Below are 12,872 nucleotides of genomic sequence, written 5' to 3' on the forward strand. Positions count from 1 at the left end.
CATCGGCTCCTCTCTATAGTATGTTTTGCCCAACTGCTTTTTCGACATTTTCTTGAATCATTCGTTTGCCGATTCCTCGGGAACCATCGTAATCAGGAATCAAGATGACTGCAGGTGTCATTTTTTGTTGGACTTTTGCTAATTCATCGGGAATCAGCTCGGCACATTTTTCAGTCAGGTAGATGATCGTACTGTTCTTCATTAATTTTGCCAGCGCCTGCTTCACTTCTTTTTCTTCCGAGGCATAGCAGACCTGAAAGCCAAATAGTTGAAAAGGAATGACGGATTCTTTCTCGCCGATCACGCCGATTTTATGAGTCATAGTGCCGCATCCTTTCTCTGATTTGTTCTTCCGTAAAGCCGCTGCGTTTGCCTACCAGCAAGATACGCAGATTTTGCAGTTCCAAAACCTTAGCATTCAAAAATGCGAGTAAAGGCAGTGGTCCTAAAGCATCCGTTTGAGCTTGACCATAGCTTTCTGTGATCAAATTGTCTTGTAAAAGTGCCAAGCCAGCAAAGTCGATCACCTGTTCATGAATCAAAGGCCGCAACACTTCCTGATAATCACTTTCTAATAAGAAGGCTAAAAAGTCGCTATAGGACGCATCCGCAAACGCTAAAAATTCTTCTTTCGGGATACTGCCGACACTCACTAAGACTGCCTCCATAAAACTGCGCGATCGTTTTTGAAGTACACAACGAGCGGCGATCGTTAGATTGGTCAGATCGATCATCTTGATGACAGCTTCTTGTAGCTCAGGGATCTTAATTTCATCTGCCAGTCGCCGTTGTTCATGTAAATACCGGCGATCGTAAATGATATCGATGCCTTGCAGCACGGCGCCGCCTTCTAAGTACTCCCGCACCTCTTGGATCGTAGTCACGATTTTCTCAGGCAATACCTCTGAGGTTCCCGTTTTGATGGCGGTCCGACACTCATCGATCGTGTAAAAACCGTCTTCGATCAGTAGATGATCATAATCTTTTCCAGTGACTGACTCTTTGGTCAAGACTTTTAGATTATGGAAAGTAAAAGGCATCATATACAGTCGGAGGATCTCTTGATCAGGAACCAGCTCGGCCAATTCTTTGATCGTCTTTAACAATTCTTCATCGAGATAGGTTTCGAATCGTTCATAAAAATCTGGCTTCAAATAGCGTTGATAATGGGTCTGCTGCAAGACAGCTTCGACTTCAGCAAACCCTTTTGCCGCAATCATTTGCTCGACTTCTTGCGACTTTAACAACGTCATCTCTTTCAGCCGAATGATTGGATTCAATTGATGATAGTTCCTCATGGATCAACCTCCTTGTTGTATGATCTGCAACCACCGTTCTCGGGTTTCTTTCTTGTATTCATCAAGCAGTACCTGATAGGTTAAATTGTATTGAATGCCGTTGTCATCTACCAAAAAGCCCGCTTCTGTCAATGGTGCGCCTGCTTTGATTTGATACGGTAGTTTTGATTGACAAGACGTAAGCCAAGCGGCATCTAGATGGGCTGCTTGCTCAGGACCAGCGTGGAAGGTCACCGTCCCACTGATCGGCAACTGCTGCAGCACATTTTCAGCAAATGACTGCAGCTCTTCTGGCGTCCAGGCAACCATTTTTTGATACGCTTGCTCAAAAAGTTGTGTCAAGTATTCGTTTTGTTTCACCATTTGCTGCTGCTTAGCGGCACTTGCTTGGCGATTCAGGGCTTGCTGATAATGTTTTTCGGCTTGCTTTTTTGCTTGCTGGGCACGAAGCTGCAAGTCCGACTCTTTTTTCGCCCAGTCACGTGCCATCGTTTCACTGATCCTAGCACGTTCAGCGGCAGCCAAACGTTCCCGTTTTGTCTGCGCTTCTTGGTCTAGTTCAGCAATCATTTTGTCGATTGCGTCCATACCTTCGCCCCCTTTAAATCGTTCCTAAAAGTAAGAAAGAAATAACAAAACCTAAGATGGCATACATCTCAACCATTACTGAGAACATGACCCCTTTAAAGAAATGCTCTGGTTTCTTCGCTAAAATTTGAATCCCAGCTGCAGCGACCTTCCCTTGGGCCATTCCTGAGAATAAGCCAGTAAAGGCAACTGGCAGTGAGGCCATCAAATACGCCATACCAGTCACTGTCGACATTTCACCACTTAAGCTACCATAGATCATAAACGCAATAACGAATCCGTATAGCCCTTGCGTTCCGGGAAGTAATTGTAAAATCAAGGCTTGTCCAAACTTCTCCGGCTGATTCGTCGTTAAGGCTGCCGCTGCTTCACCAGTTTGGCCCACCCCTTTGGCTGAACCGATCCCAGAAAAGATCGTAGCGATCCCCATTCCGATAATTGCAAACACCATACCACCATTATTATTAATTAAGTAATCAATCATTTATTGTCTCCTCCATTTTCTTTATCAAAATCAACGTATTTCTCACTTGGCTTGAAGGTTTCAAATTGGCGCCCCCCACCAGTGAAAAATTTTCCGAAAAACTCTACATATTGTAAACGTGCGGCATGCACATATGCACTCAGTAACGATAAAAAGATGTTTAAAGCTTGTAGGACAACCAATAAGAGAATGCCTACAGAAAAACGAGCGGCTGGCGGCAAGTAGCCCACCAATAAGTTGAAAGCTGCTGCGATACTCCCACCGGAGATCCCTAATGCCATCAAGCGGCTGTAGCTGACAAAGTCGCCGATGTAACTTGTCACACCGTACAAGTCATACAACCCTAAAAAGAAGCCGCCCACTTTGGTTTTCCCTTTCAGAATCGGTACCACGATGATCAATAAGGCACTAAAGCCTGCTAAAATCAAGCCGACGGTTGTTAGTGCTGGGACATCGATCAAAAGATTGCCTGCGGCTGCCACTAAAAGACCACTCAAAAGTCCTAGCCACGCAAAGCCATCGTTGACTGCACCTAAAAGATCCTTTTTGCGGATATTTTCTTTGGCTGCTAAATAAAGGCCTGTAAACAGTTGGATCCCACCAAAAATCATGGATAGACCAAAGATCGCCATAAAATCTTCGGAGGGTGATAAAAGTTGGAAGGGCAATGTAGCGCCAAAGAAAGAGCCGTAGACTGCGCCCCAAATCATAGTTGGCACGGACAAAATCTGGAACAATTTCAGAAACCGTTTGGTCCCTTTGGGCAAACGCATGGCGTGCAGCCCGATCGTGGTCGCTACAGCCATTAATGCACCATAACCTAAGTCAGCCACCATCATACCAAAGAAAACATAGTAAAAGGGCGTCATCCATGGGGTTGGATCGATCTCATCGTATTTTGGCAGGCTGTACATCTCCGTCAACATTTCAAAGGGTTGAATAAACGAGGCGTTTTTTAGCTTCGTTGGCACTTGATTAGCAGCGATCTCCTCTGAAGTGGGTTCTTCAAACGAATAGTAAATCTCGTTGGCAAAGGATTCTTGGACCATTTCCGCCACTAACGGTTGATCCTTTTCTGCGATCCAGCCGCGCAAGAGGGCAAAGGTCTGACCAGCTGCTAAGCGCTGTTGCATCATTGCCCGATTCTCACGAGTCAAAAACAGTTCTTCCGCTTGCTGTAACAGGATCAGCCGTTGTTTGTGCTGACTGATTTCTGTAATCAGTTCTTTGCGCTGCTGGGTCAAGGAAGTCAACGCTTGTTTCGCGTTTTGCAAAACCACTTTTGGTGATTCGGATGTTAGACCGGTTTCTTTCTTCACCCCATATCGGTGAAACAATTGGAACACTTGCTCTTCGATCGCTGCTAAAAATAGGCAGCTGAAATTGACTTTTTTTGGCTCAGAATAGATCACTTCGATATGAACCTCTTCCAATTGTCGCAAGGCTTCAGCTAGATCTTCCCAGCGTGGGCCTTCGACACGCCCAGCAAAAAAACTTGTATGAGCAGGTGCTTCGATCTCCAACGGCACGTCAAGATTTTGCCATTGTGTCGCCCATTCTTCCGACTGCGTCGCTGCTTCGATCGCTTCGATCGTCTCTACCCAGCGCTCCTGCAAATTCTCGACTTCAACCAGCTCCGTTAATGCTGCGGCTTCATCGAAGCTTGTTTCAAAGTCCGACAGCCGCAAGGCATCTCGTTGCCATTCCGTGCCTTTTTTCGCATCACCATTTTGGCGAATAAAGCGGATTGCTTCTTGCAGTCGACGAATCATTGGTTGGTGAGAAGCACCTTCTGGGGTGGCTCCTGCAAAAAATTCCCGTAGCCAAGTTTCGTTCGCTTCCTGCTCAAATACGTTCTCGATTTCAACAAACTGCATCGTTTGCAGCTTCGTCAATAACCTTTCTTGGTAGTGCTTCGGGGTGATCAACGTTAATTTATTTAGTTTGGTTACTGCCATAAGTTCCGATCACTCCTTCAACGATCTGTTGAACCGCTTGCTCTTGGAAGCTTTGCATATTTTTTTGGTAACGATCTAACACTTGCTGGGTCTCTTTTGCCAGCTGCTGCTTTTGTGCTTCTAGTGACTGTTCCAACTGGTCTTCGACTGTTGCTTGTTCTTGAGCAAGGGCTTCTTCCAAAGCGGAAGCCCGCTCTTGCAATGCTTGTTGCTGCTGCGCTTCTTCCGACTGCAGTTCTTTTTTCAAAGCGAGCAATTGCTGTTCATTGGCTTCTTCTGCTTCTCGTAAACGAGTCAAAGCTTCTCTCATCGATTTCCCTCCCATAGTGATTTATATTCTCAACTGAAAAATAAACAAAAAAAGCATACCTCACGAAGAAGTATGCTGATAACAAAAAAAAGGCCAGCATTCCTCCAAGAACGTTTGCCTCACCCCTTGGCAAACCTGATCCTTGAAGCATAAAAAATGCTCAACCTTTGTCTATTTTATTTTTCAATTCCTGAACTATTATAGCAAAAAAAAATGTTCCCTTCAAGTAGAATCGTTTTTTATGAGAAAAAGACGATTTCTACTATTGTATGTTCGCTCGTAATTCCACTGCTATTGGCTGTCCGAATAACCATTACTATTCGTTCAGTCTCTTGGGGACTTTTCACCTAACATTTGTCAGGGATCGGATTGTTCTTACTAAATTGAAATCGGTCAAAATCAATTTAAGCCTTAGAATGGTCTGAATGAAGAACGTTGAGATTTTTTGAAAATGCTAGACATCATTTGATTGGTACTAAAAAGGAGATAACAATTCCAACAACCCGTTCGATCCCTGACAAATCTTAAGTGAGAAGTTCGCTTATTTCGCTTCTCTTTTTATCGATGGCAGCGGTTGGCCCTTTTCTTCACAAATGAAATAACCGCCTCGGTAAAGGCATGTATAAATCTTACCGGGCTCCATTGTTAGAGGAAGCCCATTTTTTAAATACATCGGTTTTCTTTCCATTGTGCTCACCTTGTCTTTCGTGGGATAATAAGTCAAAATAAAAAACAACAGCTATTTCTAATCTTATCTTCAAGATTACCAAAAAATAAACTAGTTTTCTAGTTTTTAATCAAAATATCGCAACTATATTGAATATTTTATAAAAAGATGGATATTTATCCGAGAGCGTGTGTAAAGAATGAACAGGAGGAAAAAAGGATGTCAGATGAACGTTGGTTTCAAATAAGAAGAAAGCGAAACATCGAATTAGGAATTTGTTTGCTCGTCGTCCTGCCGATGGTCTATGGCTTGTGGTTTCAACTGGCTTTTTTGATCCATTACATGTCGTTTTTGTTTCTGGTTGCTGTCTTTACTGCAATCTACGAAGGAATTCGTTGTATCTGGGCTTTCATTAGAAAAAAACGATCTTGAGAAAGCTTTGCTCTGCTATAATAAATGAAACGAGCAGAGAGGAGTGCTTCTATGAAACGAATCATTATGGCTTGTGACTTACAACATACCCCCAAAGCTTTACAAGAATCCGCCCTTTCTTTTGACCCCTTTATCCCGGATTCTCGAAGTGTCGCAGAACTTTTTTATTCGGCCTATCATGAAACGACGGATGACGAAGGGGAATCGATTGCTGACTGGCAAAGAGAGCTGAGAGAGACTGCTGACGGAAAATACGGTCCCTTGAGTCCAGAGCTTTCTTTTCAGTTGCAAATGGATAATTATCCTATCGGTGCCGTAGTAACCAGCACGTTTCAAGAGCTTCCCCTGCTATTATTTGTTGTTATGAGCGCAGCCTTTAAAGGCAAAGGCTTATCCAAGCTAATGATGAATGAAGTGATCCAACGAGCAAAAGCCATGGGACTCACTCACCTTTATCTGGTAGTGACGGTTGAAAATCAGCCAGCCTACAAGCTGTATGAAGCATGCGGTTTTTCCTTTGCAGGTGAAAGCTGGGCTGATCTTTCCCCTTAGCTAGGCTCGCAAGTTATCCGTGTCATTTTCTACTATTTGAAAAGGAGCTTCGAACCAATGAATGAACGACTAGCTGCTGCGATCCAACTGCGGGCTGAAAAAAAGCTGCAACAATCAAATGAACAATTGATTCAATTAGCTGCCGAAAATCCCCAAGATGCCTTTGTCCACTACCAAACGGCTTGGAGCTATGATCTTTTAGGGGAAGAACAACAGGCAATTCCTTATTATGAACAAGCAATCGCGTTAGGTTTATCAGAAAACGACTTGCCAGATGCCTACCTAGGTCTAGGCAGCACCTATCGTGCCCTCGGCAAGTATCAAAAAGCCGAAGGAGTGTTTTTACACGCGATGCAGCTGTTTCCAAAAAATCATGCTTTGCAAACCTTCTATGCCATGACACTGTTTAATCTAGCCGAGTATGAGCAAGCCGCTGAACGATTATTGACCCTGCTTGCCGAAACCTCTAGCGATCCAGACATCCAGTCTTACCGACAGGCACTTTTGTTTTATGCGGATAAACTCAATGAGACATGGGGTTAGATGTTTCCGTCGGATCAATCAACCACTCCCTTCTCGATTAAAGAAAGGGAGTATTTCTTTTTTCCTGTCCCTTAATTACTCCTTCGCTATCAGCGCTTTGCTGAATCAATAGCCATCGACTTTCCTATGATCCTTTTTCCTTCAATCAATACCAATCATCCATTATCGAAAATTTCGATAACAAAACCAATTGACGTGCACGGTCAAATTTGCTAATTTATCTATGCTTTTTTTATCAATATTTTGGAGGAATGACTATGCCCTTTATTGTCTATTTTTTTCTATCCTTATTGATTATTTATATTCCGACACCCACACTTTTGCTATTTTTTCAAAAACTTGCCTCCCAGCATGACAATCTGACGGCTTTTAGCAAACTTTTTCTATTATTGATGATCTTGCTGGATTATTACTTAAGCTATTATTGGTTGAAAAACTGCAAGGTCAAAAAAGCGCACTACCTTTATTTAGTCTTTGTCAATGTCTTCGAATGGCTGATCCACTTCTATCTTTATTCACGATTTGAAACGATCAATCTACTAGTCATTTTGTTGTTCCAAACCGTACTACTATGCTGTATGATCTTTTTTCCTGTCTCAGATAAATTTCGCTCATTCCTTTTTACCTAAAAAAGAGCATCCTTGGTTTCCACATAAAAAAATCCAGCTTCTCAATCGTTTCTTTCTAAGAACGGATTTACACGATAGCCCACCTTTGTTACGATTGATAAAAAGGATGTGTTGTGATGCCATTGATCGTCTTGATTGGCGCGCAAGCGGTAGGAAAAATGACTGTGGGGAAAGAACTGGAAAAACGATTGGATGCAAAACTATTATTCAATCACCAGACCATTGATCTATTTGCGAATTTTCTTGGCTATAGCCCAGCAGCATTTGCTTTGTCTAATCAAACGCGGATCGAACTCTTCAAAGCCTTTGTTCATAATGAAGCCAATAATACGACAAAATCAATCATCTTTACGGTCTTGATTGATTTCGATCAAGCGGGAGATTTAGCTTTTTTACAAGAGATCGCCCAGCTATTTACCGATGCCCGACAAGAGGTCTATTTTATCGAATTAGTGGCTGATATTGAGGAACGTTTAAAGCGCAATTGCCATGAGGACCGTTTAGCCGCAAAGCCGTCAAAAAGAGCGCTGGCTTTTTCTAGAAATGAGCTTTTGTCTTCGTATGAAAACTATCGCTTAGAAAGCCTGCCACAGGAATTAACTACCCTTTTCCCAACGATTCCTTCGCTGAAAATCAACAATACCCACTTGTCACCTGATGAAGTGAGTCAAAAAATTATTGCCCATTTTTCCTTGACTTAAGTGCCAAAGAAACGCCATTATCAAGCTTTGCTTCACTACGAAAATGTCTATTGACTTTGACGCTGCGTCAAGCGGTATCCTCTAATCAAGAGGAGGTGTCAAAATGAAAGTTTATGTTATGCCAATGTTTTACCAAATGAAGACAAAAGATATTGTGCAATCATCGAAATGGTTCACAGAAATCTTGGGTTTCCAGTCATTGTATCAGTTTCGCAATCAAGAAAATCAAGTGATGATGGACCACCTGCGTCTTGCTGACTACTAAGATTTGATGCTGATTGCAGCAGAAGCGTTCACTGTTGGCGATGGGGCAATTTTGAATGTAGCGATGAATGATCTTCAGAATATCGCTCAGAAAATTCCCGCAAAGTGGATCGTGGAACCTTTGATGGAAAAGCCTTGGAATGCCCTTGAAATGACCATCAAAGACCCCAACGGTTATTTGTTTACCCTAACAGAGGCAATAAGAAAAAACGAATCAGACTTTCAAACCTTGATGGACCAAGCCAAGGATTATTTTCAATAAAAGGAACCGAGTAAGAAGAATTGCTTTCTTACTCGGTTCTTTTTCTCTTTGTATTACCAGCTATCTAATACATATATTCTTATAACACAAAAGAGAATTATTGCTCATATAAAACAAATAAAAAGAACATAGTTTATTTATTTTGAATACTTTCATTGTTTTTAATTCTGTTCAAATATATAATGGTTTTATCTTAATAAAAGGAGTGACGCAATGAACGTAAAAATAATTTCAAGTGGTTTTTCTGAAAAATCCTTTGAGAATAAAGTCAACCAGTATTTAGACTTTATTCAGGATAATGGTTTAAAAATTGTTGAGATTCAGTATCGCCCAAGTTTTTACGGCTATTCTGCCATGATCATCTAAAACTGATCCTATACAATTCCTAAATCAGTGTAACGAATGATACACATCCCCCAAACGAAATTTTATCAACATCATATTTATTCACACCGACTTAAGAACATGTTACACTAAGTGAAAAGGAGGATTTCCTATGGAAAAGAAATCGCAACTTCCGTGGTACAAGCGTAAAAAATTCTACCTTCCAGTTGCCGTCGTCCTCGGCGTGATTGGGTTTCTTCCCAGTCTCGTTTCTCTTTTCGGGGTATCGATCGATGATGAATTCAATCCTGATTACTATTCTGATCCGAATGAACCAATGTTTAAGAAAAAGCAAAACTGACTGTTGCGATGCCGTATGCAGGTTTTTTGACCAACAAAAAAAGAGCAATCACTCGCTGTTGTGTTTGCTCCTTTTTTAAAAGGGATTCGGCAAACCTACGCACCTTGACAGGGTAAGCTGTTTGGGGAGAGGGCGTTTGAATGCGCGAATGAACAGTAACTTATTACGTGAAACCACTTATACTTTTTTCCTGTTAAAAAATCAATTGCTAACCAATCACAAAGGATCGATTATTTGAAGAAAGAAAAAACGTTAGCCATTAGTTCTACAACTTCCCAGGGAAAACTAAAAAAATCAAACATCCATTTCTCCTCCTTTAATTGACTTTCTTCAAGTTTACCCGCAAAATAATGCTGTAACATATTTGGACTATTTTTCCGTCCACTTTTTTTAGGAGGGATTTTTTGAAGGCCAATGACTTGTTAAAAGAGTTACGAACGGAACGAAATATCTCACAGCGAAAATTGGTTGAGAACATTTCAGAACGCAGTACACTGGCAACCTTTGAACAAAAAGGGCATCGCATCGCCTTTGATATTTTGCACCAATATTTGGACCGCTTAAATGTCACCTTAGAAGAATTTGAGTATCGCTTGGATGACAATCAAGTCAGCGAGAAAAAACAGCTATCCAAACAGTTGACCACCGCTTACTATGAAAGCAATTATTCTGAAGTACTCTCTTTGATCAACAAAGCCCAAGCACTGTATAAAACCACGAAGGATTTTTTCTATTATGTATTGTATAGTCAATTCTTTTTGATTTTAGAGAAAAAAGGCGTAGTTACCGACGAGGAAGAACGTTGCATCATCGAAGCGACCATCAAGAAATACTTGGAACGAATCGACACGTGGGGAAAGTTTGAAATCTCCTTATTTACCAATCTGCTTTTCCTTTTTTCTGACGAGTACATCTTGTATCAAATGAAACACCTGAATAAAAAAATTTTTTACAGCAATACGCTAAGTATCAATTATCAAATCTACACAAAATTGCTGACGAATGCGGCTTTCTTGTTTATCGATCGCAAAAAACCTGCCGAGTTGGCGCATGTGCTGACGTATCTAGCCGATCACCTGCCGCCGGACAATGATCGTATCCGCCTGATGATTCGTTATTTCGAAGGCATTTACGCCTTGTTCCAAGGAGATCGTACGCTGGGAATGGCCACGATTGAAAAAGCCTTGGACTATCTGCGATTTATTGGACAAGAAGCCTTTGCCAAAGAATTAGAGGTACTGGCTCATAGTATCTAAAAAAACCTGCTGCTTCCTCTCAGTAAGAGAACGACTCTCTTACACGGAGGAAACAGCAGGTTTATTTTTTCTTAAAGTAAATGCAATGCTTCTTTCCAGAGCAAAACTCGTTTGACGGAAGCATTCAAATCAGCTTCCAAATAGCGGCCATCTTCAACCGCTTGTACGACAAAGGGGATCTGTTCTTGGTAGGTAGATGAGATCACTAGATCATTTCCCGCCTGCAACGCCTGTAATGCGGCTTCATTTTGCGGAATGAACTCAGAAAGTCCTGCCATATCCAAGTCATCCGTCATGATGACCCCTTCAAAATGCAATTCATTTCGGAGCAGCTCATGCACGGGTTTTGAAATTGAGGCGGGTACAGTGTTATCGATACTATTGACAATCGTATGGGCCACCAAAATACTATCGGCACCAGCCTTGATCCCTGCGGCAAAAGGCAGAAAATCCGTTTCCCGCAGTGCAGATAGCGGGCGGTCATCGGTGACGATGGCGACATGCGAGTCACGATTGTTGCCATAGCCGGGAAAATGCTTCAAGGTTGACCCCACGTGGTGTTTCTGCAAAACATGAACCACACGTTCTACAAACGCACTCGTGCCCTGCGCATCCATGCCAATGGTTCGGTCGTAGATAAAGGACTGCGGATCAGTGGAAACATCGGCAACGGGAAACAGCCCGGCATTGATGCCATACGCTTTTAAAATTTCCGCTTTCTTTGCTGTATCTTCTTCGATCGCCGACCATCCACCTTGGGCATATAGCTGTTGTGGTGAGAGAAAACGCTGATCCGTAAGGTTCGGATTGCGGCTGATGCGAGTCACCGTGCCCCCTTCTTCATCCATACCGATCAACAGCGGAATGGCGCTGGCTGCTTGGTAATCTGAAATTTTCTGTTTCAAGCTCTCCGCCGTCTCATTTTCGGTATCACGGCCGAATAACAGATAGCCGCCAAAGTGATAGTTTTGAAGTTCTTCGATTTGATTGCTTTCAGGTACACGCACAAAAAACAATTGCCCGACCTTCTCCTCCAAACTCATCGTGGCGATTTTTTCTTCTATTGCCTCTTCTGACTGTTCTTGCGTGGAAGTGGAAACAGAAGGTGACGTGGAAACTGAGGTGGTTTCTTGGCTTGCACTGCTTTCTTCCTTTGTTTCGTCTCTCGAGCTGCTTTGCTGGATCACGGATGACTCCTCCGTTTGCTGTTTTTGCTGTTCTATCACCCACTTCATCCCTCCCATTGCTGCTAAGACTAAGAAAAGAAACAGTCCCATAGCGAGTCCTTTTTTATTCATAGGTTCACCTTCCCCTCTAAACAAGTTATTGAGAATGACTAAGCCCATCCTTAGAAAGAAAAAAGTGAACCACTGACGAAATATTCGCAGATGATTCACTTCAATGGATGTTATCGTTCTTTTTTACTCGTTAAACGAACCGTCGGATCAGCCGTTTGTATGGTACCGCACGCCCTACGATGTAAATCAACGCAGTTTGTATCGGGAACATGATGACTGCTTTTAGCAAGCGGACCGACCAGATGGCCCAGCTTGTCAAAGGAATATTCAGCATCATAGCTAACCAGATCGGAGTTAAGATCAAGGTTATCAAAATAGTATTTAACAAGACGACCGTTGCCGCTCGTTTTAATGTGACTTCTTTCCGATAGAAGAAGTAGCCATAAATCAGTCCACCAACAAAGGCATTGATGGTAAAGCCGAAAAAGTAGGCTGATTTTGGAAAAATCACCATTCCTGCGATATCAGCTAATGACGAGCCAACTGCGGTCCAAAACGGACCAAACAGCATACCCATGATCAGCTGTGGTACAAAGGAAAATGTGATTTTGATATAGGAGGTTTCAAACCCCAAGATTTGCGACAAGACCACCATCAAGGCAATCAAAAGTCCCATGACCGCAATCATGTGTGCATCGACTTTTCTTTTCATAGCGAGCATCTCCTTTTAGAGTTGCTACAAATTCATGCAGCGAATGCGAAAATAAAACCGCGAACGAATGACCGTTCTTCGTCCGAAAGGCAACATCCCATCCTTTCAGCACTTAACGCTTTATTTCCTACTCTGATTTTTATTAGGTATTACTACCCAGACACACTATAGCATACAAGCGCGGACTGCCACAATTTTTCTTGCTTATTTTCTTGTACAAACTCTGCCAATGTTCGCTTTTCTTTTTTGCGCATCAAAAAAACGCTTTTCTTATGTGAATTTTTCTGCCACCA

General features: G+C 42.3%; 18 protein-coding genes, 1 riboswitch and 1 other annotated feature. Of the genes, 10 read left to right on the forward strand and 8 right to left on the reverse strand.

The genetic code is table 11. The features are described 5' to 3' along the window. Positions 1-13: 13 nt before the first annotated feature. From IGJ42_RS10825 to IGJ42_RS10850, 6 genes are read right to left on the reverse strand one after another with little or no spacing between them, the layout of a single operon-like run. A complete protein-coding gene (locus IGJ42_RS10825) occupies positions 14-322 on the reverse strand; it encodes a V-type ATP synthase subunit F (protein ID WP_005225570.1) in 309 nt (102 codons plus the stop codon). Continuing rightward, entirely contained in the window at positions 312-1,298 is a 987-nt protein-coding gene (locus tag IGJ42_RS10830) for a V-type ATPase subunit (protein ID WP_429969266.1), read from the reverse strand. Before IGJ42_RS10830 ends, IGJ42_RS10825 begins: the two co-directional genes overlap by 11 nt. A 3-nt stretch (positions 1,299-1,301) precedes the next feature. Further along, on the reverse strand, positions 1,302-1,886 hold the full coding sequence (locus IGJ42_RS10835; protein ID WP_016621539.1) for a hypothetical protein: 585 nt from the start codon (positions 1,884-1,886) through the stop codon (positions 1,302-1,304). A gap of 13 nt (positions 1,887-1,899) precedes the next feature. Beyond that, a complete protein-coding gene (locus IGJ42_RS10840; protein WP_005225567.1) occupies positions 1,900-2,370 on the reverse strand; it encodes a V-type ATP synthase subunit K in 471 nt (156 codons plus the stop codon). Next, on the reverse strand, positions 2,367-4,328 hold the full coding sequence (locus tag IGJ42_RS10845) for a V-type ATP synthase subunit I (RefSeq protein ID WP_429969267.1): 1,962 nt from the start codon (positions 4,326-4,328) through the stop codon (positions 2,367-2,369). Before IGJ42_RS10845 ends, IGJ42_RS10840 begins: the two co-directional genes overlap by 4 nt. After that, a complete protein-coding gene (locus IGJ42_RS10850; protein WP_172634712.1) occupies positions 4,306-4,638 on the reverse strand; it encodes a V-type ATPase, subunit F family protein in 333 nt (110 codons plus the stop codon). The genes IGJ42_RS10845 and IGJ42_RS10850 overlap by 23 nt, the downstream gene beginning before the upstream one ends. 112 nt (positions 4,639-4,750) lie before the next feature. Then, positions 4,751-4,804 (reverse strand) — a sequence feature (sodium ion sensor (DUF1646 type); this cis-regulatory element may regulate processes involved in with the transportation of sodium ions). A 720-nt stretch (positions 4,805-5,524) separates the two neighbouring features. On the opposite strand from IGJ42_RS10850, the gene IGJ42_RS10855 reads away from it, so the two are divergent. The 10 genes from IGJ42_RS10855 to IGJ42_RS10900 all read left to right on the forward strand — a co-directional run bounded on the left by IGJ42_RS10855 (position 5,525) and on the right by IGJ42_RS10900 (position 10,629). Beyond that, positions 5,525-5,737 (forward strand): hypothetical protein, encoded by a 213-nt coding sequence (locus tag IGJ42_RS10855; protein ID WP_008378885.1) that lies wholly within the window; start codon positions 5,525-5,527, stop codon positions 5,735-5,737. 24 nt (positions 5,738-5,761) lie between these two features. Further along, on the forward strand, positions 5,762-6,289 hold the full coding sequence (locus IGJ42_RS10860; RefSeq protein WP_061054384.1) for a GNAT family N-acetyltransferase: 528 nt from the start codon (positions 5,762-5,764) through the stop codon (positions 6,287-6,289). A 57-nt stretch (positions 6,290-6,346) separates the two neighbouring features. After that, positions 6,347-6,832 (forward strand): tetratricopeptide repeat protein, encoded by a 486-nt coding sequence (locus IGJ42_RS10865; protein ID WP_429969268.1) that lies wholly within the window; start codon positions 6,347-6,349, stop codon positions 6,830-6,832. A gap of 257 nt (positions 6,833-7,089) precedes the next feature. Continuing rightward, positions 7,090-7,461 (forward strand): hypothetical protein, encoded by a 372-nt coding sequence (locus IGJ42_RS10870; protein ID WP_429969269.1) that lies wholly within the window; start codon positions 7,090-7,092, stop codon positions 7,459-7,461. A 116-nt stretch (positions 7,462-7,577) separates the two neighbouring features. After that, positions 7,578-8,162: an AAA family ATPase gene (locus IGJ42_RS10875; RefSeq protein ID WP_005234861.1), complete on the forward strand. Its 585-nt coding sequence runs from the start codon at positions 7,578-7,580 to the stop codon at positions 8,160-8,162. Between the two features lie 103 nt (positions 8,163-8,265). Then, a complete protein-coding gene (locus tag IGJ42_RS10880) occupies positions 8,266-8,427 on the forward strand; it encodes a hypothetical protein (RefSeq protein WP_430615392.1) in 162 nt (53 codons plus the stop codon). A 6-nt stretch (positions 8,428-8,433) separates the two neighbouring features. Continuing rightward, entirely contained in the window at positions 8,434-8,688 is a 255-nt protein-coding gene (locus IGJ42_RS10885; protein WP_430615394.1) for a hypothetical protein, read from the forward strand. Positions 8,689-8,901: 213 nt separating this feature from the next. Beyond that, positions 8,902-9,054: a hypothetical protein gene (locus IGJ42_RS10890; protein WP_429969270.1), complete on the forward strand. Its 153-nt coding sequence runs from the start codon at positions 8,902-8,904 to the stop codon at positions 9,052-9,054. Positions 9,055-9,184: 130 nt separating this feature from the next. Then, positions 9,185-9,373 (forward strand): hypothetical protein, encoded by a 189-nt coding sequence (locus IGJ42_RS10895; RefSeq protein WP_005234854.1) that lies wholly within the window; start codon positions 9,185-9,187, stop codon positions 9,371-9,373. Positions 9,374-9,777: 404 nt separating this feature from the next. Continuing rightward, the gene (locus IGJ42_RS10900) at positions 9,778-10,629 is read left to right on the forward strand and encodes an Rgg/GadR/MutR family transcriptional regulator (protein ID WP_008378897.1); all 852 of its coding nucleotides are present in this window, start codon (positions 9,778-9,780) and stop codon (positions 10,627-10,629) included. 71 nt (positions 10,630-10,700) lie between these two features. Here the strand turns inward: IGJ42_RS10900 and IGJ42_RS10905 are convergent, their stop codons facing one another. Both IGJ42_RS10905 and IGJ42_RS10910 read right to left on the reverse strand, forming a co-directional pair. Continuing rightward, positions 10,701-11,927, reverse strand: coding sequence for a glycoside hydrolase family 3 protein (locus IGJ42_RS10905; RefSeq protein WP_194193055.1), 1,227 nt, complete (start codon positions 11,925-11,927; stop codon positions 10,701-10,703). A gap of 130 nt (positions 11,928-12,057) precedes the next feature. Then, positions 12,058-12,588, reverse strand: a complete 531-nt coding sequence (locus IGJ42_RS10910; protein ID WP_005234846.1) for a folate family ECF transporter S component — start codon at positions 12,586-12,588, stop codon at positions 12,058-12,060. A 26-nt stretch (positions 12,589-12,614) separates the two neighbouring features. Continuing rightward, a riboswitch (THF riboswitch) is annotated at positions 12,615-12,716 on the reverse strand. Positions 12,717-12,872 lie beyond the last annotated feature (156 nt).

Origin of the sequence: Enterococcus sp. DIV1067f (assembly GCF_050543505.1) — a bacterium.
GTDB classification, from domain to species: Bacteria; Bacillota; Bacilli; order Lactobacillales; family Enterococcaceae; genus Enterococcus_D; species Enterococcus_D entomosocium.